The organism is Mesorhizobium sp. P2_H9 (assembly GCF_056403215.1).
Genome location: NZ_JBFUFX010000017.1, coordinates 18,534 through 45,512, shown reverse-complemented (window position 1 = coordinate 45,512; position 26,979 = coordinate 18,534). Strand labels below are relative to the sequence as shown.

The 26,979-nt window shown below is 62.9% G+C and carries 21 protein-coding genes; 17 read left to right on the top strand and 4 right to left on the bottom strand.

Translation table 11 applies throughout. The annotated features are described in order from the left end of the window. Nucleotides 1–25 precede the first annotated feature (25 nt). Nucleotides 26–1,174 carry a pyridoxal phosphate-dependent aminotransferase gene (locus AC1DXN_RS26880; protein WP_477277402.1) on the top strand — a complete coding sequence of 383 codons (1,149 nt, stop codon included), beginning with the start codon at nt 26–28 and terminating at the stop codon, nt 1,172–1,174. 11 nt (nt 1,175–1,185) lie between these two features. Further along, a complete protein-coding gene (locus AC1DXN_RS26875) occupies nt 1,186–2,115 on the top strand; it encodes a glutaminase (protein ID WP_477277404.1) in 930 nt (309 codons plus the stop codon). Between the two features lie 181 nt (nt 2,116–2,296). Here the strand turns inward: AC1DXN_RS26875 and AC1DXN_RS26870 are convergent, their stop codons facing one another. Continuing rightward, nucleotides 2,297–5,206: an Rne/Rng family ribonuclease gene (locus AC1DXN_RS26870; protein ID WP_477277406.1), complete on the bottom strand. Its 2,910-nt coding sequence runs from the start codon at nt 5,204–5,206 to the stop codon at nt 2,297–2,299. Between the two features lie 654 nt (nt 5,207–5,860). Here AC1DXN_RS26870 and AC1DXN_RS26865 point away from each other — a divergent pair. The 8 genes from AC1DXN_RS26865 to AC1DXN_RS26830 all read left to right on the top strand — a co-directional run bounded on the left by AC1DXN_RS26865 (nt 5,861) and on the right by AC1DXN_RS26830 (nt 14,250). Continuing rightward, nucleotides 5,861–7,123, top strand: coding sequence for an N-acetylmuramoyl-L-alanine amidase (locus AC1DXN_RS26865; RefSeq protein WP_477277408.1), 1,263 nt, complete (start codon nt 5,861–5,863; stop codon nt 7,121–7,123). A gap of 213 nt (nt 7,124–7,336) precedes the next feature. Continuing rightward, nucleotides 7,337–9,793: a penicillin-binding protein 1A gene (locus AC1DXN_RS26860; RefSeq protein ID WP_477277410.1), complete on the top strand. Its 2,457-nt coding sequence runs from the start codon at nt 7,337–7,339 to the stop codon at nt 9,791–9,793. Between the two features lie 125 nt (nt 9,794–9,918). Then, nucleotides 9,919–11,050, top strand: a protein-coding gene (gene prfB, locus AC1DXN_RS26855; protein ID WP_477248981.1) for a peptide chain release factor 2 whose coding sequence is annotated in 2 segments (ribosomal slippage) — nt 9,919–9,984 and nt 9,986–11,050 — 1,131 coding nt in all. Because the reading frame shifts where the segments join, the coding sequence is not laid out codon by codon here. Between the two features lie 252 nt (nt 11,051–11,302). Further along, a complete protein-coding gene (locus AC1DXN_RS26850) occupies nt 11,303–11,680 on the top strand; it encodes a hypothetical protein (protein WP_477277412.1) in 378 nt (125 codons plus the stop codon). 106 nt (nt 11,681–11,786) lie between these two features. Beyond that, on the top strand, nt 11,787–12,155 hold the full coding sequence (locus AC1DXN_RS26845; RefSeq protein ID WP_477277414.1) for a GFA family protein: 369 nt from the start codon (nt 11,787–11,789) through the stop codon (nt 12,153–12,155). Nucleotides 12,156–12,348: 193 nt separating this feature from the next. Further along, on the top strand, nt 12,349–12,633 hold the full coding sequence (locus AC1DXN_RS26840) for a hypothetical protein (RefSeq protein ID WP_477277416.1): 285 nt from the start codon (nt 12,349–12,351) through the stop codon (nt 12,631–12,633). 115 nt (nt 12,634–12,748) lie between these two features. Continuing rightward, nucleotides 12,749–13,399 carry a YiaD family glycine zipper/OmpA-like lipoprotein gene (locus AC1DXN_RS26835; protein ID WP_477248974.1) on the top strand — a complete coding sequence of 217 codons (651 nt, stop codon included), beginning with the start codon at nt 12,749–12,751 and terminating at the stop codon, nt 13,397–13,399. A gap of 245 nt (nt 13,400–13,644) precedes the next feature. After that, entirely contained in the window at nt 13,645–14,250 is a 606-nt protein-coding gene (locus AC1DXN_RS26830) for a hypothetical protein (RefSeq protein ID WP_477277418.1), read from the top strand. A 75-nt stretch (nt 14,251–14,325) separates the two neighbouring features. Here AC1DXN_RS26830 and AC1DXN_RS26825 read toward each other — a convergent pair whose 3' ends face one another. After that, on the bottom strand, nt 14,326–15,912 hold the full coding sequence (locus AC1DXN_RS26825) for a DEAD/DEAH box helicase (RefSeq protein ID WP_477421736.1): 1,587 nt from the start codon (nt 15,910–15,912) through the stop codon (nt 14,326–14,328). Between the two features lie 192 nt (nt 15,913–16,104). Beyond that, entirely contained in the window at nt 16,105–16,878 is a 774-nt protein-coding gene (locus tag AC1DXN_RS26820; RefSeq protein ID WP_477248968.1) for an NAD kinase, read from the bottom strand. A 258-nt stretch (nt 16,879–17,136) separates the two neighbouring features. Between AC1DXN_RS26820 and AC1DXN_RS26815 the strand changes: the two genes are divergently transcribed. Further along, complete coding sequence (locus AC1DXN_RS26815) at nt 17,137–17,301, top strand: hypothetical protein (RefSeq protein ID WP_477249108.1); 165 nt, start codon at nt 17,137–17,139, stop codon at nt 17,299–17,301. A 27-nt stretch (nt 17,302–17,328) separates the two neighbouring features. Here AC1DXN_RS26815 and AC1DXN_RS26810 read toward each other — a convergent pair whose 3' ends face one another. Then, nucleotides 17,329–20,445 carry a caspase family protein gene (locus AC1DXN_RS26810; RefSeq protein ID WP_477277422.1) on the bottom strand — a complete coding sequence of 1,039 codons (3,117 nt, stop codon included), beginning with the start codon at nt 20,443–20,445 and terminating at the stop codon, nt 17,329–17,331. A 293-nt stretch (nt 20,446–20,738) separates the two neighbouring features. Here AC1DXN_RS26810 and AC1DXN_RS26805 point away from each other — a divergent pair, with 293 nt between their 5' ends. From AC1DXN_RS26805 to AC1DXN_RS26780, 6 genes are all read left to right on the top strand, one after another. Further along, nucleotides 20,739–21,830: an ABC transporter ATP-binding protein gene (locus AC1DXN_RS26805; RefSeq protein ID WP_477277424.1), complete on the top strand. Its 1,092-nt coding sequence runs from the start codon at nt 20,739–20,741 to the stop codon at nt 21,828–21,830. A 5-nt stretch (nt 21,831–21,835) separates the two neighbouring features. Further along, a complete protein-coding gene (locus AC1DXN_RS26800; RefSeq protein WP_477277426.1) occupies nt 21,836–22,756 on the top strand; it encodes an ABC transporter permease in 921 nt (306 codons plus the stop codon). Next, the gene (locus AC1DXN_RS26795; RefSeq protein ID WP_477248961.1) at nt 22,749–23,549 is read left to right on the top strand and encodes an ABC transporter permease; all 801 of its coding nucleotides are present in this window, start codon (nt 22,749–22,751) and stop codon (nt 23,547–23,549) included. The genes AC1DXN_RS26800 and AC1DXN_RS26795 overlap by 8 nt, the downstream gene beginning before the upstream one ends. Before the next feature lie 39 nt (nt 23,550–23,588). Next, complete coding sequence (locus AC1DXN_RS26790) at nt 23,589–24,623, top strand: extracellular solute-binding protein (RefSeq protein ID WP_477248960.1); 1,035 nt, start codon at nt 23,589–23,591, stop codon at nt 24,621–24,623. 93 nt (nt 24,624–24,716) lie between these two features. Further along, complete coding sequence (locus AC1DXN_RS26785; RefSeq protein ID WP_477277428.1) at nt 24,717–26,144, top strand: amidase; 1,428 nt, start codon at nt 24,717–24,719, stop codon at nt 26,142–26,144. 34 nt (nt 26,145–26,178) lie between these two features. Further along, nucleotides 26,179–26,871: a TetR/AcrR family transcriptional regulator gene (locus AC1DXN_RS26780; protein WP_477277430.1), complete on the top strand. Its 693-nt coding sequence runs from the start codon at nt 26,179–26,181 to the stop codon at nt 26,869–26,871. Nucleotides 26,872–26,979 lie beyond the last annotated feature (108 nt).

The window sequence follows — 26,979 nt, the reverse complement described above, 5'->3', positions numbered from 1 at the left end:
AAATGGGCGGCAACAGTGAGGTCAAATGGTTGTTTCGCTTTCGCGCCGCGGTGAGGTCGAGCCGTTCCACGCCATGGACATTCTGGCCGAGGCCAACCGGCTGAGAGCCACCGGCGTGCCGGTCGTGTCCATGGCTGTCGGCCAGCCGTCGGACCCGGCGCCGACCGGTGTGAGAGAGGCTGCGGCCAACGCGCTGAAGATCGGCCGCATCGGCTATACCGACACGTTGGGGCTTGCCGGCCTGCGCAAGGCGATTGCCGAGCACTATGGCGAGCATTACGGGATCGATGTCGCGCCCGGCCGCATCGCCGTGACCACCGGATCGTCCGCCGCCTTCAACCTGGCCTTTCTGGCGATGTTCGATCCGGGCGACCGCGTCGCCATCGCCGCGCCGGGCTATCCGGCCTATCGCAACATCATGGCGGCGCTCGGCATCGAGGTCGTCGAGATCGAACTCGACGGTGACGCCTATGTCCATGCCGAGCGTCTGAAGACCGCGCACCGGGAAAAACCGTTGAAGGGCGTGCTGTTTGCCAGCCCTGCCAATCCGACCGGCGCGGTCATCCCCGCCGAGGAACTGTCGGCGCTGGTGAAGACGGCTGAGGAGCTCGGCATCGCCGTAATCTCCGATGAAATCTACCACCGGCTGGCCTACGCCGCGCCGGACACCACGGCGCTCGCCTACGGCGCGAGCGTGACGGTGATCAATTCGTTCTCGAAATACTACTGCATGACCGGCTGGCGCATCGGCTGGATGGTGCTGCCGCACGAGCTGGTGCGGCCGGTCGAGCGCATTGCCCAGAGCCTCTACATCTCACCGCCGGAACTCTCCCAGATCGCCGCGATCGAGGCGTTCAAGGCGACGCAGGAGCTGGAAGCGGTGAAGGCGCGCTACGCCTGGAACCGCGAGCTTCTGATGCAGCGCCTGCCGGAACTCGGCTTCGCCTTGGCCGCCCCCATGGACGGTGCCTTCTATGCGTTTTGCGATGTCACGAGGCACACCAATGACAGCATGGCCTTTGCGCGAAAAATGCTGGCCGAAGCGCATGTGGCGGCGACGCCCGGCCGCGACTTCGATCCGCTGCAAGGGCACCGCACCATGCGCTTTTCCTATGCCGGCAGCCATGACGACATGGTCGAGGCAATGGCGCGCATCGAGCGCTGGCTGAAATAGCGGGGACGAGAATGCCGGAACTCGAACAGGCCCTGGCCGAAGTTGCTGCTGAAATGGCTGGGCGTAGCGATCGCGGCGATGTCGCGACTTACATTCCGCAGCTCGGCAAGGTCGATCCGAAAAAATTCGGTATCGCCGCCGTCACCAATGACGGCCGTGTGCTGATGGCGGGTGACGCCGACGAGGCATTTTCGATCCAGAGCATCTCGAAAGTGTTCACGCTGACCCTGGCGCTCGGCAATGTCGGCGACGCGCTGTGGCAACGCGTCGGGCGCGAGCCCTCTGGCAATCCGTTCAACTCGATCGTCCAGCTCGAACATGAGAACGGCATTCCGCGCAATCCGTTCATCAATGCCGGCGCCATCGTGATTTCCGACATCCTGCTCGCCGGCCACCAGCCGCGCGAGGCGATCGGCGAGATCCTGCGCTTCATCCAGTTCCTCGCCGACGACGAAACGATCATCATCGATCGCGAGGTCGCCGCTTCCGAACGCGCCACCGGCTATCGCAACTTTGCGCTTGCCAACTACATGAAATCCTTTGGCAATCTCCACCACGCGCCGGAGCTGGCGCTGGGTGTCTATTTCCACCACTGCGCCATCGCCATGAGCTGCCGGCAGCTGGCGCTGGCCGGTCGCTTCCTTGCCAATGGCGGCAAGAACCCGGCGACCGGACACTCCGTGGTGTCGGCCGAGCGCGCACGCCGCATTGGCGCGATGATGCTGACCTGCGGCCACTATGACGGGTCCGGCGACTTTGCCTTCCGCGTCGGCATTCCCGGCAAGAGCGGCGTCGGCGGCGGCATTTTGGGCATCGTGCCGGGCGTTGCGTCGCTTGCGGTGTGGTCGCCTGGCTTGAACGCCAACGGCAATTCCAAGCTGGGCTCGATCGCGCTGGAAAAGCTCGCCAGGATGATGAACTGGTCGATCTTCGCGCCCTAGGACTTACCGATATTCAGGTGAGGCCGGCCTGCAAATGACTGATCGCTGCGCTTCCGGTGCTTGCATACACTTCGCGCCCTAACGGTTTTCGCCATCGCAAGATGCGAAAATCCCGCGCCGTTGTTTGGATGGCGCGGGATTTTTTTATTAGTCAGATAACCAGTCCAAGTGACTGAAAAGCTTAGAAGAAGCCTTTCCTCTGCCACCAGCCGGCGCGCTTCGGCTTTTCCTCGGCTTTGGCCTCGTCGGCGACCGTCGAGGAGACCACCGGCACGACCGGAGCATCCACTGCAACGGGCTTGCGCCGTGTCGGGCGTGCCTTCGCCGTTTCCTCTTCGGCCACGGCCGGTTCGGCCGCGACAGGAGCATCGGCCACGGGCTCGGCGGCAACTTCCGGTGCAGCCTCGGCGACCGTCTCGGCGGCGACTTCAGCTGTGGCCTTCTTCGCCCTCGATGCGCGTTTCTTCTTTGGCTTTTCGGCAGCCGGTTCGTCGTCGTTCGCCGGTACAGGAGCCGCAACCTCTTCAACCGCTACCGGCTCGCTGGCAGTCGCTTCGGCTTCTGAAGCATCCACCACCGAAACGTCAGCGGATTCGCCGGCCTCGGTTTCAGTGCCTTCGCCGTCCTCACGGCGATTGCGCTTGCCGCCGCGCTTGCCGCGCCGGCGTTTCTTGCCCTGGGCGTCGTCCGACGCTTCCACCGTTTCGACAACGCCGACCACCCGTGCCTCGTCGTCAGACTCCGCGCCGTCATGGCTTGCCGCCTGAGTGATGCCATCGGTTGGCGTCGAGACAGAAGCGCCTTCAGAAGGCGCGCCATGCTCGCGATCGCGATCCTTGCCACCACGCCGTCTGCGGCGCTTGCGGCGCTTACGATCGCGGCCTTCGCCGTTTTCTTCACCGCCGGCAGGCCGTGGCTGCTGTTGCTGTGGCTGCTGCTGGCGCGGCTGTTCGGCTTGCACCGGTGCCTCGTCGTCTTCGACCTCGATGACGATCTCGTCCTCGGGCTCTTCCGGCTCGACATAGGCCGGGAAGCTGCGCGCTTCGACAAAGCCCTCCGGCTTTTCAGCCAGCGCGCCGCGGAAGATCGCATAGTGCTGCACACCGACCGTATCGTCGGCCTCGATGGTGATGGTCAGGCCAAAACGGCTTTCGAGTTCCACCAGCGTGCCGCGCTTATGGTTGAGCACGTAGAGCGCGGTCGCCGCCGGCGTCCGCACGGTGATGTGGCTGCGCGAATCCTTGAGCAGGAATTCCTCGATCGCCCGCACCACCATCAGGGCGACCGACGAATCGGAGCGCACATGGCCGGTGCCGCCGCAATGCGGGCAAGGCTTCATCGTCGATTCCAGCACGCTGGCGCGGATGCGCTGGCGCGACATCTCCATCAGGCCGAAATGCGAGATGCGGCCGACCTGGATGCGGGCGCGATCGTTCTTGAGGTGATCCTTCAGCCGCTTTTCGACGGAGCGGTTGTTGCGGTTCTCCTCCATATCGATGAAGTCGATGACGATCAGGCCGGCGAGATCGCGCAACCTAAGCTGACGCGCGACTTCCTCGGCCGCTTCCAGATTGGTGTGAAGGGCGGTGTCCTCGATCGAGTGCTCCTTGGTGGAGCGGCCCGAATTGACGTCGATGGCGACCAGCGCTTCGGTCTGGTTGATGATGATGTAGCCGCCGCTTTTCAGCGTCACCTGCGGCTGCAGCATGCGGTCGAGCTGCGCCTCGATGCCATTGCGCACGAAGATCGGCGTCGTGTCGCGGAACGGCTGAACCACCTTGGCGTGGCTCGGCATCAGCATGCGCATGAAGTCCTTGGCCTCGCGATAGCCTTCCTCGCCGGAGACAAGAATCTCGTCGATGTCCTTGTTGTAGAGGTCGCGCACCGAGCGCTTGATCAGGCTGCCTTCCTCGTAGACGAGGGCAGGGGCGGTGGACTGCAGCGTCAGATTGCGGACATTTTCCCAAAGCCGCATCAGATATTCGTAGTCGCGCTTGATTTCGGCCTTGGTGCGGCTTTCGCCGGCGGTGCGCAGGATGACGCCCATGCCCTGCGGCACTTCGAGATCGGCGACGACCTCCTTGAGGCGCTTGCGGTCGACGGCGCTGGTGATCTTGCGCGAAATGCCGCCGCCACGCGCGGTGTTCGGCATCAGCACCGAATAGCGGCCGGCAAGCGATAGATAGGTGGTGAGTGCAGCACCCTTGTTGCCGCGCTCTTCCTTGACGACTTGGACCAGCAGGATCTGGCGGCGCTTGATGACTTCCTGGATCTTGTACTGGCGGCGCACCGGCTTGCGGCGGTTGCGCACTTCTTCCAGCGCGTCCTCGGCGCCGACCGATTCGACCTCGTGGTCGTCAGGATGCGAGGACTGCACCTCTTCCAGCATGCCGCGGTCATTGTCGCTGGACGTGGCTTCGCCACTTGCGTCACTGGAGGTGACTTCGCCACTCGGCTCTGCCTGCGTCACGGCTTCGGAAATCACATCCGCTTCGACGCTTGCCGCGATGGAAGTGGGGCCGCCCTCGGAAGGTTCGGTCTCGCCATGATCTGCGGCCTCGTCGTGCCCCGCTTCGTGCCCGGCCGTATCCGGCGAGGTGTCGGCAAGTTCGGGAGCGGCGCCTTCGGCGACGGCGTCACCGCCGGTGTCGCCATTTTCGCCGCTGTCGTCGGAATCGGCACCGGCATCGCGCTTGTTTTCACCGCGCTCGCGACCTTTGCCGCCGCGACGACGTCCGCGCCGCCCGCGATCGCGGTTCTGGCGGTCGTCGCCATCGCCGTCCTCATCCTCTTCGTCCTGGGCTTCCTGCGCTTCCGCGCGCAGCAGCGCCTGACGATCGGCGACCGGGATCTGGTAGTAGTCGGGGTGTATTTCACTGAAGGCGAGAAAACCGTGACGGTTGCCGCCATATTCGACAAAGGCTGCCTGCAGGGAAGGTTCGACGCGCGTTACGCGGGCGAGGTAGATGTTACCTTTGAGCTGCTTCTTGTCCTGGGATTCAAAGTCGAATTCTTCAATACGGTTACCGCGAACGACGACAACGCGTGTTTCCTCCGGGTGGGAGGCGTCTATCAGCATCTTGTTGGGCATTATTTCGTTTCCCCCCGGCAGCCGCCAGCTGCAGCTTGCGAGGCAAAGCCCGCCGCTGTGTGGCTGGAAGATTATGGGTGCCGGACAATTGAACGTCCGCCGGCCGCCGGCTGAGCGCCATGGCGGTGCCGCCCGCAGCCATAATGGCGCGGTTTGATGCGGACCTTTCCATGATTGCGCTTGAAGCCATCGTCACCAGCAGAACCTTTTGAACCAAAGCCCGGAAAAAACCGGACCAGCTTGTTTGCTCTTACAGAGCCGGCACGGGACGAACCCGGCCGTTTTCCTCACGCAGGCGATTCCCCCGCCACGGGCGCACACCTGCGAAATTCGTCGCGATCACCTGAACCCTTTTCGCTGGAAGCGAAAGGAGCCGCCTTTCATCTGACCTGTAGCAGGAAGCTGCGGGAGAAGCGGTTCCAGGATTGCAGTGATCCACCATCGCTTTTATGATTTGGCGGGGTGGAAGGCAACCCCGATTTAGGATGCCGGCAAAAAGCAGTGCCCTTAGGGAAGCTCAGGCCTCTATCCCACAATGAAAAGGCTTGGTTAACCTTCTCTATATACCAATCGTTAATCGAGTTCGCGGCCTAACCGGCACTTCGACAAAACGACCCGGCGCCAGGCGCCAAACCCGGGAGCGACTGGAGAAAGATGGGACTGGCAGACAGCACAGACAAGGGGCGTTGCGGCTGGGGGGATTTGGCCCGCGCCGGCTGTGTTCTTTTGCTGATGGCGGCTTGCCTGGTTTTTTCGCCGCTTTGCCGCGCCGCCGACGCGCCGCTCGGCGCGACCAGCTACAAAATGGCGGGCGATGCCACCAAGATGCGCATCGTCATGACTTTCGACCGCGAGCCGGAGATCAAATGGTTTCTGCTGCGCGGTCCCAACCGTCTGGTCATCGACCTGCCACGCACCGCGTTCGCCATCAATGCCAAGGATGTGAAAGCGCGCGGCCTGGTCAAGGGCGTGCGCTACGGCGACCTCGGCGAGGGGGCTTCGCGGCTGATCCTCACCGGCAAGGGGCCGTTTTCGGTCGACAAGCTCGACGTGCTCAAGAACGAGGACGGCAATGGCTACCGCATCGCCATCGACATGTCGGCGGCCTCCGAACGCGAATTCGACGCTGCACTCGCCGATCAGGCGCTGACCACCGGCTCGACGGTCTCGAGCGACAAGGGCGGCAGGGTCGGGACCGGGCCGATCTCCAATCCAGGTCATCGCTTCACGGTGGTCATCGATCCCGGCCATGGCGGCATTGACGGCGGCGCCGAGGGCCTCAACGGCACGATCGAAAAGAACGTTACGCTCGCTTTTGCCACGGAGCTGCGCGACAAGCTCGCGGCAATCGGCAAATACGATGTGTTCATGACGCGCGAGACCGACGAGTTCCTGCGGCTGGACGACCGCGTGCGCATTGCCCGCCAGCACGAGGCCGACCTGCTGATTTCGATCCACGCCGACACGATCAGCGTCAAGGGCATTCGCGGCGCCACCGTCTACACTGTATCCGACAAGGCGTCTGACCCCGAAGCGCAGGCGCTGGCCGACCGTGAAAACCTATCCGACCAGTTCGCCGGCATGGTGATCAAGGACGACAACAAGGAAGTCACCGACATCCTGATCGACCTGATCCGCCGCGAGACCCACAATTTCTCGATGAGTTTTGCGCACACTTTGGTCGGCCAGCTTTCGACCAGCGTCGGCCTGATCAACAATCCGCAGCGTTCGGCCGGCTTCAAGGTGCTCAAGGCGCCGGACGTTCCGTCGGTGCTGGTCGAACTCGGCTATCTCTCGAATGCCAAGGACGAGGCGCAACTGCTCGATGCCGATTGGCGCGGCAAGGCAGCGCAGAGCATAACCAACGCCGTGGCGCTGTTTGCCTCTGCCAGGAGCGGAACCGGAACCGGGGGTTGACATGGTTGCCGCCGCCTACAACCAGAGGCAGCGTTGCCCGACGACAACACCAGGCACATTTATTTCCAGCACTGGTGGCCGAAATCCCGCGCTGCCCCATTTTGTCCACATGGTGGCGACATGGGTTTTCGATTACGGATTGGGACCGTTTCGAAAGCTTGCGCGAAAGGCGGCTTCGTCTAGGGAATTCCCGAACCAAGGACTGGAGCGGGCATGATTCGTCTTATTGGCTATTTCTTCGGCATTGGCACGACGCTGGCCCTTTTGGTCGCGGCGGGCGTGGCGATCTATATCGGCCATTTGGCGAAGGATTTGCCCGACTACGAAGTGCTGGCCAAGTACGAGCCGCCGGTGACCACCCGTATCCATGCATCCGACGGCGCGCTGATGGCCGAATATGCGCGCGAGCGGCGCCTTTACTTGCCGATCCAGGCCATTCCGGACCGCGTCAAGGCGGCCTTCCTGTCGGCTGAGGACAAGAATTTCTACAACCACCCCGGCATCGACGTGACCGGTCTTGGCCGTGCGGTCATCGTCAATCTGCAGAATCTCGGCTCCGGCAAGCGCCAGGTCGGCGCCTCGACGATCACCCAGCAGGTGGCGAAGAACTTCCTGTTGTCCTCGGACCAGACCTATGAGCGCAAGATCAAGGAGATGATCCTCGCCTTCCGCATCGAGCAGGCCTATTCGAAGGACCGCATTCTCGAGCTCTATCTGAACGAGATCTTCTTCGGCTTCGGCGCCTATGGCGTCGCCGGTGCAGCGCTCACCTATTTCGACAAGTCGGTGAACGAGCTCACCGTGGCGGAAGCGGCCTATCTGGCTTCGCTGCCCAAGGGTCCCAACAACTACCATCCCTTCAAGCATGCCGACCGTGCGCTCGAGCGCCGCAACTGGGTCATCGACCAGATGGTCGAGAACGGCTACGTGACACGCGAAGAAGGCGACAAGGCCAAGGCCGAGCCGCTTGGCGTCACGCCGCGCCGCACCGGCAATTATCTGTTCGCGGGCGAATATTTCACCGAGGAAGTGCGCCGCCAGATCATTGCGCGCTACGGGGAGAATGCGCTGTATGAGGGCGGCCTGTCCGTGCGCACCACGCTCGACCCGAAAATGCAGCTCATCGCCCGCACGGCGATGCAGAACGGCCTGATGAAGTTCGACACGCTGCGCGGCTATCGCGGCCCGGTGACGAACATCGACGTCTCCGGCGACTGGGGCGTGCCGCTGGGCGCCGTCAAGGGGCTGGAGGACGTGCCCGAATGGTCGCTCGCCGTCGTGCTGGACAGCTCTGACGAAGGCCTGTCGATCGGCCTGCAGCCGACGCGGCAGATCTCGGGTGAGATCGTCAAGGAGCGTGTCGAAGGCACCGTCAGCAAGGACGACATGGGCTTTGCCATGCGCCATGTGGTCGACGGCAAGACCGTCAAGGCCAAGTCGCCGGCAGACGTGCTGAAGCCGGGCGACGTCATTTTCGTGCAGAAGAACGACGGCACCGAGGGCGCCTACAGCCTGCGCCAGATTCCGGAAGTGGAAGGCGGCATGATCGCCATGGATCCGCATACCGGCCGTGTTCTGGCCATGGTGGGCGGCTTCTCCTACGCGCAGTCGGAATTCAACCGCGCCACGCAGGCCATGCGTCAGCCGGGCTCGTCGTTCAAGCCGATCGTCTACTCGGCTGCGCTCGACAACGGCTATACGCCGGCCTCGGTGATCATGGACGGACCGATCACCATCCAGAGCGGCAACACGACCTGGACGCCGAAGAATTATGACGGCGGGGCGGCGGGTCCGGCGACATTGCGCTCCGGCATCGAAAAGTCGCGCAACCTGATGACGGTGCGGCTGGCCAACGACATGGGCATGAAGCTGGTCGTGGAATATGCCGAGCGCTTCGGCGTCTATGACCATCTGGCGCCGTATCTGCCGATGGCGCTGGGCTCCGGCGAAACGACGGTGATGCGCATGGTGTCGGCCTATTCGATCATGGCCAATGGCGGCAAGGCGATCAAACCCTCGCTGATCGATCGCATTCAGGACCGCTACGGCAAAACCGTGTTCAAGCAGGACGAGCGCGGCTGCGAAGGCTGCAACGCGCCCGAATGGCAGAACCAGCCGGAGCCGGAACTGGTCGACAATGCCGAGCAGGTGCTCGATCCGATGACCGCCTACCAGATCACCTCGATGATGGAAGGCGTTGTCCAGCGCGGTACCGGCGCCACCATCGCCGAACTTGGCCGGCATATCGCCGGCAAGACGGGTACGACAAACGACGAGAAGGATGCCTGGTTCATTGGCTACACGCCGAACCTCGTCGTCGGGCTCTACATGGGCTACGACACGCCGCGTGGCCTTGGCCACGGCGCAACCGGCGGCGGCCTCGCGGCGCCGATCTTCAAGAATTTCATGCGCGTGGCGTTGGACGGCACGCCCAATGTCGACTTCAAGGTGCCGGAAGGCATGAACCTCATCGCCATCAATCGCAAGACCGGCATGCGGGCAGGCGAGGGCGAGGCGGGCACCATCATCGAAGCCTTCAAGCCGGGCACCGGCCCCGCCGACAGCTATTGGGTGATCGGCATGGGCGCAGACGGCTCCAACGGCGCCGGCGGACCGCTGTCGCCGCAAGCCACGCAAGCCATCCAGTCGACCGGCGGCGGGCTGTTCTGACACGCTGACACTCGAAACGGGGCTGGCTTTCGCGCCAGCCCATTTCGCTTTACAGGCGGCGGTGCCGTGCCTATGTATCGCGCCGACCAAAGCGCCATTCCAGCAACAGGACAGAACAGCCAGCCATGCGCGCGGAAACGCAGAATATTGTCGATGAAATCAGGCAGGCGATAACCCTGCTGAGGAGGCATCTTTGACTGGGATCAGGCCATAAAGCGGCTTGAGTACCTCAATGTGCGCGCCGAGGATTCGAGCCTCTGGAACGACCCGCTGGAAGCACAGAAGCTTATGCGTGAGCGCCAGGGCCTCGAGGACGGCATCGCCGGCGTCAAGAGCCTGACCCAGGCGCTGGAAGACAATATCGGCCTGATCGGGCTTGGCGAGGAAGAGGGCGACGAGAGCGTCATCGCCGAGGCGGAGGCGTCGCTGCGCTCGATGCAGGGCGAGGCGAAGGCTCGCCAGGTCGAGACGCTGCTGTCGGGCGAGGCGGACGCCAACGACACCTATCTCGAGGTCCACGCCGGCGCCGGCGGCACGGAGAGCCAGGACTGGGCCTCGATGCTGCTGCGCATGTACACACGCTGGGCCGAGCGCCGCCGCTTCAAGGTCGAAGTGCTGGAAGTGCATGACGGTGAAGAGGCCGGCATCAAGTCCGCCACCTTGCTGATCAAGGGCCACAATGCCTATGGCTGGCTGAAGACGGAGTCGGGCGTTCATCGCCTGGTGCGCATCTCGCCATATGACAGCAATGCGCGCCGCCATACGTCCTTCTCCAGCATCTGGGTCTATCCAGTCGTCGATGACAGGATCGAGATCGACGTCTCTGAATCCGACGTGCGCATCGACACCTACCGTTCGTCCGGTTCGGGCGGCCAGCACGTCAACACGACGGATTCGGCGGTTCGCATCACCCATATCGCCACCGGTATTGCGGTCGCCTGTCAGGCCGAGCGCTCGCAGCACAAGAACAAGGCCAAGGCCTGGGAAATGCTGCGCTCGCGGCTTTACGAGGAAGAGCTCAAAAAGCGTGAAGCGGTGGCCAACGCCACCGAGGCGTCCAAGAGCGATATCGGCTGGGGCCACCAGATCCGCTCCTACGTGCTGCAGCCCTACCAGCTGGTGAAGGACCTGCGCACCGGGGTCGAGAGCACCAGCCCGTCGAGCGTGCTCGACGGCGACCTCGACGATTTCATGGAGGCGTCGCTGTCGCAGCGCATCGAGGGCGGCGCTGGCGAAGTGGTGGCGGATATCGACTGACGGCGTGCGCCGCGGTCGAACAACACCCCTTCGGCTCAATCGCGGCAAGCGCCAATCGGCGTTTGGGGCTGCGGCATTGTGGACGCAGCATTTTCTTGCGCCGACTCATAAATCGGCTCACCATCCCCGTGGTTTAAAAGCATTTATGGCCGGACGCGGCATATCTGCGAGCCGACGATCGGCCACTGGGAAGAACACGTTCCGGGAACGGGCAAGCGAAACGCTTGATGCTCGTTTGAAAGGAACGTTTCCATGTCTGCTGCCACATCCAGATCGGCCAATGCCGTTCGACCGGCTGGCCGACTTCTGTTTTCCCTGTTCGCAATCGGCGCGACCGCAATGCTGACGGCATCTGCCTTCGCCCATGACGCGACGCCTACCAAGTCGATGCCGCAAGGCTGGTCTTATCCATTCGCGTGCTGTGCCAACTATGATTGCCGTACGACCCATACGGGCGAGGTGCTGGAAAAGCCCGAGGGTTATGTGATTGCCGGCACGGGTGAGGTTGTTCCGATGAGCGACAAGCGCGTCAAGGACAGCCCGGACGGCGAGTTCCACTGGTGCGCTCATCAAGCTGGTCTCGACGCCGGCAAGACGATCTGCCTGTTCGTGCCGCCGCGCTCTTATTAGCGCTGCTCGGCTCGTTCGAGCAAAGCCTGCTGACAGACAGTTGTCAGGAGCGCTTCTCTATGCTGCCTTGTCGCATAGGCGGCGGGCAATGGAGAGGAATGCGCTTATGACCATCAAGGCAAGCTGTCACTGCAAGGCGACGACATTCGAGGTCTCGGAGGCGCCACAAACGGTGACGCGCTGCACCTGTTCCTTCTGCTCGAAGCGCGGGTCGCTGTGGGCCTACTACACGCCCTCGCAGTTCAAGCTCACCAGCCCGATCGAAAATGTCTCTTTCTATCTTTGGGGGTCGAAAACCGTGAAACACGGGTTTTGCGCCACCTGCGGCTGCGGCACTTTCACCGAGACGCCGGACTGGTCGACCGGCGAGCCGGACTTCGACAATCCGAAGGTCAGCGTCAATTCACGTCTGTTCGACGATTTCGACCTGGACACGGTCGAAGTGGTCGTCATCGACGGCAAGAATCTCTGGTAGCCGATCAATCTCGCAGGCGGCGCGGAAGTGCACCGGGAAAAGCCCTGATCAGCGCTTGGGTAGTGGCGGCTCCAAAATGCTCTGGTTAATGGACAATCTTTGCGAGAAGATGATGCGGTTGCACCGAAACGCGGGCCACACAAAACGAAAGACGTAGTCTGATGCCGATAAAAGATAGCACCGGGCGGGCCACGTGAAACGCGCGTTTCTATTCGGGCTCGCAGTCCAGCTAGTCTTCATCGGCGCGATCTTTCTTTTTTTTGATGATCTAATGCTTCCAATGACGCGGTCTCCGGTCATTGGCATTGTCGCATTCGGTTTAGGCGTCGCGAGCGCATTTTTCGCCTGGAAGGCGATCCCTCATCCGTCTTGGCCGGTCAAAATCGGGATGGGGATTGCCGGCTTTCTTGCCATCTTCGTGGCAATCCCCATCATCGAAGTCGTCGTCGTGCTGATCATTCCGCTTATTTCAAACTGAGACACCGCCGGCGCTTTTGCCGTTCCGTTTTTTGCCGCATTTCATGTTACAAGTCGCCGGAAGGGCTGAAACGGCGCGCCTGTGGCGCGACCGCCGATTGGAGAGGGACGATCCTATGAAAAAGACTTTGCTCGTCGTCGTGGCGACGGCTGTGCTCGTGAGCGCCTGCACCACCACCGACCCGTATACCGGGGAGCAGAAGGTTTCCAACACCGCAGCCGGCGCCGGTCTTGGCGCCCTGGCGGGTGCGGGTCTCGGCCTGCTTGCCGGCGGCAACGATCGCCGCAATGCGTTGATCGGCGCCGGCATCGGCGCGCTGGCCGGTGGCGCGATCGGCGCTACGATGGACCAGAACGAGGCCGAACTGCGCCGGCAGCTTCAGGGCACCGGTGTCAGCGTTACCCGCACCGGCGACCAGATCATCCTCAACATGCCGTCCGACATCACCTTCAACGTCGACCAGGACGCGGTGAAGCCCGGCTTCTACCAGGTGCTGAATTCGGTCGCCCTGGTGCTGAACAAGTTCCGCCAGACCACGGTCGACGTGTTCGGCCATACCGATTCGACCGGTGGCGACGAGCACAATTTCGACCTGTCGCAGCGCCGCGCGCTGGCAGTCGCCAACTACCTCTCGGGCCAGGGCGTCGATTCGCGCCGTTTCGCCGTCACCGGCTTCGGCAAGACCCGTCCCGTCGCATCCAACGCGACGGCCCAGGGCCGTGCACAGAACCGGCGCGTCGAGATCCAGCTGTCGCCGCTCACCTGAGCTGTTTGGCAAGCGAATGCGAAACGGCCCCCAACGTCGGGGCCGTTTTTGTTTGAGCGGAGTCGCCGCTTCAGGTTGGCGCGCGAAGGAATTAGCTACTTCTAAAGTAGCGGCTTTCCGGCAGCTTGGAAAGGAATAGCATCGTCGCTGTTCCGGAGGGGATGAGGCGGTACGAACTGGCCGCGCACTCAGCATTTTTCCGCCTCGGTCTTGCACGGCCAGATCAGAAAATCTGGGAGGAATGCATGACAAGAACAACCAGCCGTGGGCGCTGCGCCGTCCTCGCTATGACCAGTCTTCTAGGCGCATGGTTGGGCACCGCTGCGGCTCAAGCCGAGGATGCCAGCAAGGCCGACATAGATGCCCTGAAAAAATCGCTCGCCAAATATGAAGACTACACCGCCGCCGTCCGCGACCTTTATCTGTCGACAGTCGGCTGCGTCTACTACAGTGGAGAAAAGATAGCGGGCGCGATGGATTACCCGAAAGGCGCCATGGGTATCCATTTCGTCAACGTCCCAAGCATCGGCCAGAAACTCGATCCGATGCACCCCAATGTGCTGATCTACGAGCCGACGAAAAAGGGCCTGCACCTGGTCGGGGTGGAATGGCTGGTGCCGCTGACGCCGGACATCAAAGCGCCGCCGAAGCTGTTTGGCCAAACGTTCATGGGCCCGATGGAGGGACACTATCCGCTCATCCCGAGGGAGTTCGTCCACTACGACCTTCACGCCTGGCTCAAGGACAATCCGAACGGCATGTTCAGCCCGACCAACCCGAACGTGAAATGCAACAAGGCCGAGTTTCCGATGCTCGAGAAACCGACCAAGATGATGCCTGGGCCGATGTGACGGGCGAACCAGGCCAGGAGGTTTTGCCGAGAAGGCAAGCCGGATGGCCGGCTTGCCTTCGAAGGCGGTCGGGGATCAGACCTTGGCGACGATCCGCATGAAGGCCGGCATGTCGTCGCCGAAGCCGACGGTCGAGTCGTTGTCTTCCTGGCGGTGGCGGGCAGGGCGGCTGGTGTTATCGCGCTGCGGCCTGGTGTCGCCGCGTTCCGGTGCGCGCTGCTCGTTGCGATCGGAAGCCTTGCGTTCGGTGTTCTCGGAACGGATCGATTCCTTGCGCGCCCGCCGCTCGCCAATATCGGCGACCGCGGCCTCGGCCACGACCGGCACGTCCTCGAGTGCTGCTTGCGGTGCCGATTCTTCGGCAGGCTTGGCGTGGCGCTCGCGTGGTTTGCGCTCGCCGCGCTCCTTGCGGTCATCGTCCTTGCGGCCGGCGCGGCGCGGCGCGCCGCGGCCACGGCGGGGAGCATCGTCCTCACCGCCCTCGCTGGCGACGACCGTCGACAGGTCGCCATCATGCCATTCGATCTTGTTGCCGATCAGCCGTTCGATGGCGTCGATGTATTTGGTGTCCGACTTGGTGGCGATGGTGAAGGACTTGCCCGAGCGGCCGGCGCGGCCGGTACGGCCGATGCGGTGGACATAGTCCTCGGCATGGATCGGCACATCGTAGTTGAAGACATGGCTGACATCGGGGATGTCGAGACCGCGCGCCGCGACGTCCGAAGCGACGAGGTAGCGCAGCTTGCCGTCACGGAAATTGGCCAGCATCTGCATGCGGGCGCGCTGGTCCATGTCGCCATGCAAGGCGCCGGCATCGAAATCATACTTCAACAGCGAGCGGAACAGCTCCGAGACCTCGACCTTGCGGTTGCAGAAGATGATGGCGTTCTTCAGCCCTTCGTCCTCGGCCTTCATCAAATTGCGCAGCGTCTCGCGCTTGTCCCACGGCTTCGAGCCCGACTTGACCAGCCGCTGGATGATGTTGGTGGCGGCGGATGCGGCCTTGGAAACCTCGACGCGGATCGGCGCGTGCAGGAACTTTTCGGTGAGCTTGGTGATTTCGGGCGGCATCGTCGCCGAGAAGAACAGCGTCTGCCTGGTGAACGGGATCATCTCGCAGATACGTTCGATGTCGGGGATGAAGCCCATGTCGAGCATGCGGTCGGCCTCGTCGATGACGAGGATCTCGACGCCGTTGAGCAACAGCTTGCCGCGCTCGCGATGGTCGAGCAGGCGGCCGGGTGTCGCGATCAGCACGTCGGCGCCACGCTCCAGCTTCTTGTCCTGCTCGTCGAACGACACGCCGCCGATCAGCAGGGCGATGTTGAGCTTGTGGTTCTTGCCGTATCTGATGAAATTTTCTTCGACCTGCGCGGCAAGCTCGCGCGTCGGCTCCAGAATCAGCGTGCGCGGCATGCGAGCGCGGGCCCGGCCTTTTTCAAGGCGGGTCAGCATCGGCAGCACGAAGGAAGCCGTCTTGCCGGTGCCAGTCTGGGCGATGCCCAGAATGTCCTTGCCGAGCAAGGCATGCGGGATGGCGCCAGCCTGAATCGGCGTCGGCTCGGTGTAGCCGGCATCGGTGACTGCGGAAAGGACCTTCGGCGACAGGCCGAGGTCTGCGAAGGTCAACGCTTCTTGAGCGGTCGTTGTGTCTGAGGACAAGTGTTGTTGTCTTTGGCTGGTTCGGGGAAGCGCAACGGCATCCGTCGCGGCAAGCGCCACGCGCCTGCAAGATTGGTATTGCGATTAGGCGCAAGCCCGCGATTTGTCAACAGAAACGGGCGGGAAAGGGACGATTGTGAAGTTGTAACCTTAATCGCGATGCTTAATCCTGCTGCCGGTCGTTGCGCCGGCTCAGTAGCGAAACTGCTCGGCGAGAATGCGCTCGTTCCACGAATGGTTGGGATCAAACAGCAGCGTCGCCGTCGCCGTCGGCGATTCCCGGACCGTGACCGAGGCCACCGCCTTGACCTCGGTGTGGTCGGCGGCGGCGTTCACCGGCCGCTTTTCCGGCTCTAGTATATCGAAGCGCACGGTCGCCTTGTTGGAGAGCAGCGCACCGCGCCAGCGGCGTGGGCGGAACGGGCTGACCGGGGTCAGCGCCAGCAGCGGCGCGTCGAGCGGCAGGATTGGCCCGTGCGCGGATAGATTGTAGGCGGTAGAGCCCGCCGGCGTCGCAATCATCACGCCGTCGCAGTTCAATTCCGCCAGCCGCTCCTGCTCGTCCACGGTGATGCGGATCTTTGCCGTCTGGTAGGACTGGCGCCACAGTGCCACCTCGTTGATGGCCAGCGCTGAAACCGTTTCGCCCTCATGCGTCACCGCCAGCATCTCCAGCGGACGGATCGTTTCGGCGACCGCAGCGGCGATGCGCTCGGCCAGGCCGCCGACGCGGTATTCGTTCATCAGGAAGCCGATGGTGCCACGGTTCATGCCGTAGACCTTCTTGCCCGTGCCCATCGTATCGCGCAGCGTTTGCAGCAGAAAACCGTCGCCGCCGAGCGCCACGATGACGTCGGCATCCCCGTTGGACGTGTGGCCATAGCGCGCCGACAGGCTTTCCAGCGCTGCCTTGGCATCGGCTGTATCGGATGAGACGAAGGCGAAACGGCTGGCGGCTTTGCTCATGGCTCCCGGATGGCGACCGGTTGCTTGGGCCGCGCCAGCGCCGGGGTAGCATGGGCGGACTTTTCTGCAAAGGGAGGTGTTATCCCGCACGGCAACGCAGCGGCGGCGCGAAAATGCCAGCCATCGGCTCGCGGTTCGTGTCGCGGGTAAGGCGAATGTGATGGTTAAGACCGAGCTTAAACACTCGTAAAGCCTGAGCGGTCATGTTAGCCGGCAGAGGATGGGTGGCTGGGGGGCTAGCCAGTCGAGACCTGTCTATTGCCGGTGACACGCCTGATCATTGTCGTCCTGATGCTGGGAAGTTTTGCCCTTGTCTTTGCCGAACTGGTGCGCCAGTCGGAGGGCATGAGCCTCAGATCGCACCCCATGGCCTCGCGCTGCGATGACACCATCGGAACGCCGTGCCCGCAACGGGCGCTGTGAGGCGAGCTTTCCCGGCCATTTCCACGTCTACTGTGTGACGACCTGAAGATTGGCGTTGCCGTAGAAAGTATAGGCCAGGTAGGTCGGGTCGCCGGTTTCGTAGAACCGCTTGCGCACGCCTTGCAGCACTTCGGCCAGATAGACCGGCCCGTCCTTGAGCTGGGTGGTGATGTCGCCATAGAAGCCGGTCGAGAAGGCTGCGGCCGCACGGTCGGTCAGCGGCCACATGCCGCCGATGAAGCCGGACGCGCCGCCCCCCAGCACCGCCGGACCCCAGCCTTGCACGAAGCCGCCGAGCATTTGCGAGCGGCCGGTGTCGCAGGCGTTGAAGAAGTAGAACGGGTTGCCCTTGCCGTGTGCGGCGGTGACCAGCGCGCGCCATGTGTCCGGATCGAGAGACTGGTCGACGAGGTCGATGGCGAAAACCGGCCGGCCGCTGCTCGGCTGGTTGACCTCGCCGTGGCCGGAAAAATGGATAAACCCGGTCGAGACCTCGCCGACCAGTTTTTCGAAGGAGACGAAATCGCCGTCGAAGCGGCGATAGCCGGCGAGCTTGCTCAGCGCGTCGATCTCGACCTGCTGGAACGGCAGCGACTGCTTGTCGACATAGGAGGGAGCGACAGCCGCGACGCCGGTGAAGGCCATGCGGTCGAGCGGATTGTCGACCTGCGAGGATATGCTGCGCGGCGCCCAGCGGGCCAGCCGGTAGCTCATGCCGAGAAAGCCGTCGCGGGTTGCGCCATCTCCGCTTTGCGGTCGGATCAGCTCCCATGGCAGCGTCGGGCTGTTCGAGGTGATCTGGATCGAATGCAGTTCGCCCTTGTCGCGCAACGACCAGAACACGTCCTTGAAAGCCTTTGGCACGTAGTCCCGGTAGAGTGCGTCGCCAAAGCCTTCGGCGGCCAGCGTGACAAAGCGCTTTTGCGCCTCCGGATCGCTGCTTGTGGCAGGCTGTTGCAGCGAGACAGCACCGCGCAGGCTCAATCCCAGCTGCAGCAGCACGCGGTATTCAGAGTCCAGCCACGCCGCCATTTCCGGCGGGGTCGAGAACGTATCGGTGATCGGGCCGGCCAGATGCGGCGAATGGATGATGATTTGTCCAGCGCCTAGGCCGCTCGGATCGTCATAGAGAATGGTCACGTCGAGGTCGGGCACGTCATCCGTGCCACCGCCGCCGAGTTCGACCTTGCCGGTCACAGGCTGCGGCGGAGCAGAGGCCAGCAACATGACCGGAGGGGCTGTGTCGGCGGTGGCTTCGACTGACGGTGCCACCGGCTGCAAACGCTTGATGATCACGGGCCGCGATGCGGAGCCGAGAAAGCGGCCGGCGCTGTAGATGCGGGCGATGAATTGTGTCGGCTTGCTGTCCTTGGCGATCGCTCGTGCCTTGAGGTCGAAGCGGACGAAATCGCTATCGCCCTCGCGATAGAGCGTCGTCTGCCGGCTCCATTTGCCGCCGTCGACAAGATCGAAACCGCTGGCGAAGAGATCGATATCGATCGGCCAGGAATCGGTTCCGGCCGGCATCGCCATGGCCAGGGCGCCGTCTGGCGTCACCGACGAACCGGGCGCCGCCTTGACCTTCACCTCGGGCGTCAATTGTTCCTCGGTCAGCGCGATCGAAACGGTCACCGTTTCACCAGCGACCACTTCGCCCGGTGCATCGATGGAGGGATGGCGCACCACTTCGATTGCATTGTTGTCGACGGGTGGAGACACCATCCCGGGAGGTGCCTCGGGCAGCGGCGCTGAAGGCGCCTCGGCCGCCGACGGCAAATCGGGCAATGGAGAAAGCGGCACAATGACAGGCGGTGGGGCGGGCGCCGGCGACGGGGCAGGCGGCAATGCCGAAGGGTCTTCGGATGTCGCCGTGTCAGAGGCAGGTGGCTCTTCAGCCGTGGCCGATTCGGGCGGTGGCGGGGGTGGCTCGGCACTTGACTGCGCTTCCGGTGGCGGGGCGGGCTCCATGCTGCCGGCTTCGCCGTCCTCCCGATAGGCGCCGCCAAGATCGTTCTGCGCCGCGGCTGCGGCCTTGCCCGCGTCTTCCTGATATTTCTTTTGCGCTTCGTACTGTTGTCGAGCCTGCTCTTCTTGCTGCTGGCGCTGCTGCTCCTGGCGTTTGTATTCCTCGTATTGGGCAGCCTCGTCGGCGCTGTTTCCCGTCCAGGCGTCGGGATTGCCGGAGCCCGGCGCAACGTCCATCGGCGGATGGGACTCCTGGTTTCTGCCATCGAAATTGAGGAAGCCGGAGTCGCTATCGGCGGGGCCAGAACCATCACTTCCGGAAATGTCGCTGCCCCCACTGCCGCTGGACCAGCTCTGCATCGGCGGTACCGGCTCGGGCTCGGGCGCCGGCAGCGCATCGAGGGGTGCCGGCGGTGTCTCGGTCGGTGCGGCGGCGACCGACCGGTCCGGCGTCAGCACAAATTGGCCGTCGGCAGCAAGACCATAGGCCACCCACGGCCCCTGAGCTGCGAGTGTCTTGTTGGCAACCGTTTCCGTGACCGAAGCGAGCATGGCGCCGATCGTCATGTCCCGCCTGGTCAGCGCGGCCGTCAGCGCATCGGCAAACACCGTGACCGGTTTGGCTTCGTTCAGCGCGACGCTTCCCGGCTTGGCGGAAAAGGTGACGATGGCGTTGGACGGCGGATCGATCGCCGCTAGCCCTTGCATCACGCCCGGCGTCGGATTGTCTCCGTCGCCGGGATTGTCCAGAAAAACCAGCTTGAATGTCGGCGTTGCCTCGAGCGCTTGCAGAAACAGGTCGAGAGGCAATGCCGTCTGGTCGACGGTTTCCTTTGAATCGGTCCGCGCGCCGCGTGTCAGCATATAGTTGCGGCCGTTGGCCTGAGCCGTATGACCGACATAGTAGAAGATGCCGACGGAATCGGCGCTGGCCAGCGACTTGGCAAAATCATACATGGCGTGCGCCACATCGGCGCGATCGCCGTCGGACACTTGCTGGACGCTGAACCCAAGCGACCGCAGGCTCGTTGCGACGAGTTCGGCACTGAGTTCGGCGTTGGCGATGGACGGCGCGCCGTCATAGGCAGGGTTGGCGACCACCAACGCGATGCGCTCCTCGCCGCGCGCGGCGGAAAGGAGCGCCATGGTCATCAGCAGCGCAGCCGCCAGAAGGCGCATGAACCCGACCCAAACCTGCAAGCCGCGGCGATGACGCCAAGGCTTGCCCCAATTCATCAGTGGCCTCGTCCGTGACCATACCATGACGGGATCACCGGCGCATCGGCATCGAACGTCCACTCTGACGGCGGCAGGGTGCCCTCAGGCGTGGGGTCCCGGCGCAATCCAGGGGCAAGCGGCATTCCGTAAAAAGAAGTTGACTGTATAGTTAGTCATAGTTATCCCTAACGTCGAGAACCGAGTTGGCCAGCCGGCGTTTGCCGGTGAATGGCCACCGAAAAAAGGGGAATATCTTGACAGCCAACCGGCCAGCCGTTGAGGCGAAGGGCGTCACCAGAATTTTTCAGGGAACCGGCCACGACGCCGTCAGGGCGCTCGACAATGTCTCCGTCTCGATCCGCGAAAACGAATTCTTCACGCTGCTGGGGCCTTCGGGCTGCGGAAAGACGACGCTGCTCAGGCTGATCGCCGGCTTCGACTATCCGACCGACGGCGAAATCCTGCTCTACGGCCAGGACATCGCGCCGCTGCCGCCGTTCAAGCGGCCGGTCAACACCGTGTTCCAGTCCTATGCGCTGTTCCCGCACATGACGGTGGCCGAAAACATCGGCTTTGGCCTGAAGATGCTGGGCAGATCGAAGGCCGAGATCGAGGCTCGTGTCGAGGCGATGCTGAAGCTCGTCCACATGCAGGAGCTGAAGAACCGGCGAACCAGCCAGATCTCCGGCGGCCAGCAGCAGCGCGTGGCGCTGGCCCGGGCGCTGGCGCCGCAGCCGAAAGTGCTGCTGCTCGACGAGCCGCTCTCCGCACTGGACTACAAACTGCGTAAGGAGATGCAGATCGAACTGAAGCGCCTGCAGCACGAGACCGGCATCACCTTCATCTTCGTCACCCACGACCAGGAGGAGGCACTGACCATGTCGGACCGCATCGCGGTGATGTCGTCGGGCAATATCCTGCAGGTCGGCACGCCCTGGGATGTCTACGACCACCCGGCCGAACGCTTCGTCGCCGACTTCATCGGCGAGACGAACTTTTTGACCGGCACGATCGAAAGTGCAGGGAACGGCCATGCGCGGATCGTCTTGAGTTCGGGCGCGAGGATCTGCGCAACCACCGCCAGGGACTTTCAGCCGGGCAGCAAGGCAACACTGATGGTGCGGCCCGAACATGCGAAGCTGGTTAAGGGCCCCGGCGACCTCACCGGTACGATCGAGACCATCGTCTATTTCGGCACCGACACGCATATCCATGTCCGGCTGGATGGCGGCGAAGCCTTCATCGTGCGCCAGCAGAATTCGCGTAGCGCCAGTTGCGGTTTCGAAAACGGCGGCAAGGTCGGCATTTCGATCGGCGACGACGCCGCCCAGCTGTTGAAGGATTAGGGCCGATGGCGAGCGCGAAAGAGGTCGCCGACAAGGCTGAGCGCGACGATATCAGGTCGCGCTGGCTGCTGTCCGCCCCGGCGCTGCTGATCGTCTTCCTCGCGGCCGTCGGGCCGCTGCTGATCGTGGTGGTCTATTCCTTCCTGACGCCCGGCAATTACGGCGATGTGAAGTGGCAGTTCTCGGCCGACGCCTGGTTGTCGGTTCTGCTCGAGCGCGATGTCTTCGACGACACGCTGTCGCTTGCCGGCGCGCATCTGTCGATCTTCTGGCGCTCGGTCTCGCTGTCGCTGGCAACCACTGGGCTGACCCTGATTTTTGGCTTTCCGACCGCCTATTTCATCGCCACGCGGCCGGAACACCGGCGCGACATCTGGCTGTTCCTGATCACCATCCCGTTCTGGACCAACCTTTTGATCCGCACCTTCGCCATGCAGGAGGTGCTGCGCAATGACGGCCTCATCAACTGGGTGCTGCAGGCGCTGCGGATTACCGACCACCCGATCCAGCTGATGTACACGAATTTCGCCGTGCTGCTCGGCATGGTCTATGTGTTCCTGCCGCTGATGGTGCTGCCGCTCTACGCCAGCATGGAAAAGATCGACTTTCGCCTCGTCGAGGCGGGCTACGATCTCTACGCGACGCGGTTCCAGGTGCTGCGGCGCATCATCGTGCCGTTGGTCACGCCGGGCATGGTCGCCGGTTCGATCCTCGTCTTCATCCCGTCGCTCGGCGCCTATGTGACGCCGCGCGTGCTGGGCGGCGGCACCAATCTGATGATCGGCAATCTGATCGAGTTGCAATTTGGCCAGGGCCGAAACTGGCCGCTGGGTGCGGCGCTGTCGATCACTCTGATGGCGATCGTCATGGTCGCGCTGCTGTTCTACGTCCGCAACACAACCAGATCGGATGGCAGCCATGGCTGACCGCTTTGACGTCCGGCGGCAGACTGGCTTTGCCTCGATGGCGATGCTGTGCTTCTTCCTGCTCTATCTGCCGATCGCCACGCTGGTGGCCTACGCCTTCAACGACAACGAATCGCTGGCGATCTGGAAGGGCTTTTCGCTGCGCTGGTTCCACGTCGCCTGGAACAACTCGCTGGTCATCGAATCGTCGATCCGCTCGGCCCAGATCGCCGCCGTCGCCGCCGTGCTGGCGACGATCTGCGCGACGATGGCGGCGCTGGCGACGACGCGGACCAAGCCCTATCGCGGGCTGACCTTCAAATACGCCTTCATCAACCAGCCGCTGATGGTGCCGGAGATCGTCACCGCGGTGGCGCTGCTGATCGTGTTTTCACGCATCAAGATCTGGACCGGTTATTCGGGTCTCGGCTACCTCATCGCCGCGCACACCGCCTTCTGCATTCCCTTCGCCTTTCTGCCGATCCGGGCGCGGCTGGAAAGCATGGATCTGTCGCTCGAAAGGGCGGCGGCCGATCTCTACGCGACCAGATGGCAGACCTTCCGGCACGTGACCTTGCCGCTGCTGTGGCCCGGCATTCTCGCCGGGCTGATGCTCGCCTTCGTCGTCTCGCTGGACGACGTCGTCATCACCGAATTCGTCAAATCGGGCGGCCAGGACACGCTGCCGACCTACATGCTCGGCCAGCTCCGGCGCGGCGTGACGCCGGAAATCAACGCCATCTCGACGGCCTTCCTCGTGCTGTCGATCGGCATCGTCACCGCTTTCTTTTTCGTCAGCAGGAAACGGACCTGAGGCAGCATTGCCGCCGGTCCCAACAATGGGAGCAAGTGCATGAACTGGAAACTGACCGCGACCGCTCTGGGGCTGTCGCTGATGGCCATGACCGGGATGGCCCGCGCCGATGGCGAGCTCAACATCTACAATTGGGGCAACTACACCAGCCCGGACCTGATCAAGAAGTTCGAACAGACCTACAAGGTCAAGGTTACCGTCACCGACTTCGATTCCAACGACACCGCGCTCGCCAAGATCCGCCAGGGCGGGGCCGGTTTCGACATTGTCGTGCCTTCGGCCAGCGTGGTTCCGATCTGGATCAGTGAAGGTCTGCTGCTGGAGACCGATCCCAACACAATGGAAAACTTCAAGAACATGGACCCGAAATGGGTCGATGTGCCTTTTGATCCGGGCCGCAAATACACCGTTCCGTGGCAGTGGGGAACGACCGGTGTATCGGTCAACAAGTCGGTCTATTCCGGCGACGTGAATACGTCGGCGATATTCCTCGACCCGCCGGCCGAACTCGTCGGCAAGATCAATGTCGTCCCCGAAATGGGGGACGTCATGTTCCTCGCCATTGCCTATGAAGGCGGCCAGTACTGCACCGACGACAAGGTGCTGCTGAAGAAGGTGCGCGACAAGCTGGTCGAGGCCAAGGCGAAATGGCTGTCCTTCGACTACGGTGCCGTCGACGGGCTGGGCAAGGGCGACATCGCGGCCGGCGTCAACTGGAACGGCATATCGCTGCGCCAGCGGCTGCAGAACGACAAGATCGTCTATGGCTATCCCAAGGAGGGTTATCCGATCTGGATGGACAATGTCGCGGTCCTCAAGGACGCCAAGAATGTCGAGAATGCCAAGCTGTTCCAGAACTTCATCATGGATCCCGAGAATGCCGCACTGATCTCGGCCTTCGCGCGCTATTCGAACGGCATCAAGGGCTCGGAAGCCTTCATGCCGGCCGACATGAAAGATGCGCCGGAAGTGAAGGTTCCCGCGGAATTCGCGGCCAAGGGCCAGTTCATGGCGGCCTGTCCGCCGGATGTGCAGGCGCTTTACACCAAGATCTGGACCGACCTGCAGAAATAGCCCGATCCGTTGTTTTCCGCGCCGCGACATGCGGCGCGGCCACCCTCTCGACCATCAAGCCAAAAGGCGATCTGGCGATCGCAGGAGACCTTCATGACCGATCTCGACCTCTGCTATATCCCGGCCAGCGAGGCGTTGCGGCAGTTCAAGGCGAAGACACTGTCGCCCGTCGAACTGATGCAGGCGACCATCGACCGCGCCGAGGCGACGAAGGCGACGATCAACTGCTTCACCTTCGAGCATTTCGACGAGGCGATGGATCTGGCCAAAAAGGCCGAGGCGAAATACGCCAAAGGCGCCCGAACCGGCGCGCTCGAGGGCCTGCCGATCGGCATAAAGGACGAGAGCTACATCAAGGGCAAGCCGACATCGCATGGCTCGCTGCTGACCAAGGACGCCATTGGCGGTCACACGTCGACGATGAACGAGCGCGTCATCAAGGCGGGAGGCATCGTGCATGCGCGCACGGCAACGCCCGAATTCAGCTGCGCCGGCTTTACCTGGTCGAAGCGCTGGGGCGTTACCCGCAACCCATGGAACCCGGATTTTACGCCCGGCGGCTCGTCCGGCGGTGCCGCGGCAACGCTGGCCTCCGGCACATCTTCGATCGCCACCGGCTCGGACATTGCCGGATCGATCCGCATTCCGGCGTCGGCCTGCGGTCTTGTCGGCTTCAAGCCGCCTTATGGGCGCAACCCGGACGAGCCGCCCTTCAACCTGGATTTCTACTGCCACACCGGGCCGCTGGCGCGGAACGTGAAGGACGCGATCCTGCTGCAGAACGTCATGGCCGGACCGAGCCCGCTCGACATCGCCACGCTGCGGCCGAAACTGCGGCTGCCGCTCGACTACAAGCCGATCAAGGGCTGGAAGATTGCCTTCTCGATGGACCTCGGCTCCTTTGAAGTCGATGCCGACGTGCGCAAGAACACGCTTGCCGCCTGCGATGTGTTCCGCTCGCTCGGCGCCACGGTCGAGGAGGTCGATCTTGGCTGGGGCGACGAGGTGCTGAAGGCCGGCATCGCTTACCTGGAGCATCTGTTCGGAGCCTCGCTGTCGCAATTGCTCAAGGAGCACGGCAAGGACATGACCAGCTATGCCAGGCAGTTCGCCGAGGACGGGCGAAAGTCGAAGGCCGCCGACTTCGTCGGAACGCTGGAGGTGGCGGCCAAAATGTACGAGACGCTGGGGCCGCTGTTGGAAAAGTATGACGTGCTGATCTGCCCGACGAACGCGCTTCCCGCCGTGCCGGCGGAGTTCGACCACACCAGGGAAACGCTGGCGATCAACGGAAAGCAGGTGAACCCGTCGCTTGGCTGGGTGATGACGACGCCGTTCAACATGCTGAGCCGTTGTCCCGTAGTCTCAATTCCATCGGGCAGGGCGGCAAATGGCGTCCCGACGGGCCTGCAGATCGTCGGTCGCACCTATTGCGACGCCGATGTGTTCCGGGCGGCTCTCGCCTATGAAACGGCACAGGGGCAATGGTATGAGAGTGCGGCGACACGCCCGTCGCTTTGATATTTGAGGCGGGCCGCAAGGTCGAAAAGGCTGGATGAAAATGGCGCAACGCAAGGCAATCGCGGCGGACAGGGCTGCAACTACCAAGGGGTCGGCGAACGATGCCGCCCCCAAGGACCGCCGGCGCGAGCGCGGCGAAGCGAGCGTTCAGCGCATCATCGACGCCACGATCGAACTTATCGCCGAGGAAGGCCTGGCGAGCGTCACCATGCAGCGCATCGCCGAGCATGTTGGTTCCTCCAACGCGCTGGTGGTCTTTCACTTTCGCAGCAAGGAGAACCTGTTTCGCGCCGTGCTGCAGTATCTCAGCGATCGCTACGACGAGCTGTGGGTGACGCTGGTGCGGGCGCCAGGCCTTTCGGCGGCGGAGCGGGCCCTGGGCGCGGTCGATTGCGCGCAGCGTTTCGCCCGGCAGCACCCGAACTGGGTTTCGGTCTTCGTCGTGTTCTCCAGCGACCGCAAGAGCATGCAGATCTATAATGAAATCGGCTTGCCGAGCGATCTCGCCTACACCGCCGAGGCGCGCGAGCTGCTGATCGAGATATCGCGCAGCGGCGGTTATACCGGGGTCGACATAGACACCCTGTCGGAGAGCCTGAATTACCTGGTTCACGGCGCCTGGTACTGGGACCATCTCAATCCGTCCAGCCGTGACACCAACGTGCTGCGCAAGACCATGCTCCTCCTGCTGCACCAGGCGTTTCCCAGGCATTTTGAGTTGGGGTGAGGGATCTGCCTGGCTCGCCGGAAGCGATTTTCAACCGACGCGGCTCCGTGCCCCTTGAGTTGCACGCAAAAGGTGATACAATCTAAAGGTGTATATATCGCAACCTAA

Coding starts and splice junctions, on each gene's coding strand:
- AC1DXN_RS26830 (WP_477277418.1), top strand. CDS start 13,645: ATGACAAGAACAACCAGCCGTGGGCGCTGCGCCGTCCTCGCTATGACC.
- AC1DXN_RS26785 (WP_477277428.1), top strand. CDS start 24,717: ATGACCGATCTCGACCTCTGCTATATCCCGGCCAGCGAGGCGTTGCGG.
- AC1DXN_RS26850 (WP_477277412.1), top strand. CDS start 11,303: ATGTCTGCTGCCACATCCAGATCGGCCAATGCCGTTCGACCGGCTGGC.
- AC1DXN_RS26865 (WP_477277408.1), top strand. CDS start 5,861: ATGGGACTGGCAGACAGCACAGACAAGGGGCGTTGCGGCTGGGGGGAT.
- AC1DXN_RS26810 (WP_477277422.1), bottom strand. CDS start 20,445: ATGCGCCTTCTGGCGGCTGCGCTGCTGATGACCATGGCGCTCCTTTCC.
- AC1DXN_RS26800 (WP_477277426.1), top strand. CDS start 21,836: ATGGCGAGCGCGAAAGAGGTCGCCGACAAGGCTGAGCGCGACGATATC.
- AC1DXN_RS26875 (WP_477277404.1), top strand. CDS start 1,186: ATGCCGGAACTCGAACAGGCCCTGGCCGAAGTTGCTGCTGAAATGGCT.
- AC1DXN_RS26845 (WP_477277414.1), top strand. CDS start 11,787: ATGACCATCAAGGCAAGCTGTCACTGCAAGGCGACGACATTCGAGGTC.
- AC1DXN_RS26780 (WP_477277430.1), top strand. CDS start 26,179: ATGAAAATGGCGCAACGCAAGGCAATCGCGGCGGACAGGGCTGCAACT.
- AC1DXN_RS26795 (WP_477248961.1), top strand. CDS start 22,749: ATGGCTGACCGCTTTGACGTCCGGCGGCAGACTGGCTTTGCCTCGATG.
- AC1DXN_RS26870 (WP_477277406.1), bottom strand. CDS start 5,206: ATGCCCAACAAGATGCTGATAGACGCCTCCCACCCGGAGGAAACACGC.
- AC1DXN_RS26880 (WP_477277402.1), top strand. CDS start 26: ATGGTTGTTTCGCTTTCGCGCCGCGGTGAGGTCGAGCCGTTCCACGCC.
- AC1DXN_RS26860 (WP_477277410.1), top strand. CDS start 7,337: ATGATTCGTCTTATTGGCTATTTCTTCGGCATTGGCACGACGCTGGCC.
- AC1DXN_RS26835 (WP_477248974.1), top strand. CDS start 12,749: ATGAAAAAGACTTTGCTCGTCGTCGTGGCGACGGCTGTGCTCGTGAGC.
- AC1DXN_RS26790 (WP_477248960.1), top strand. CDS start 23,589: ATGAACTGGAAACTGACCGCGACCGCTCTGGGGCTGTCGCTGATGGCC.
- AC1DXN_RS26820 (WP_477248968.1), bottom strand. CDS start 16,878: ATGAGCAAAGCCGCCAGCCGTTTCGCCTTCGTCTCATCCGATACAGCC.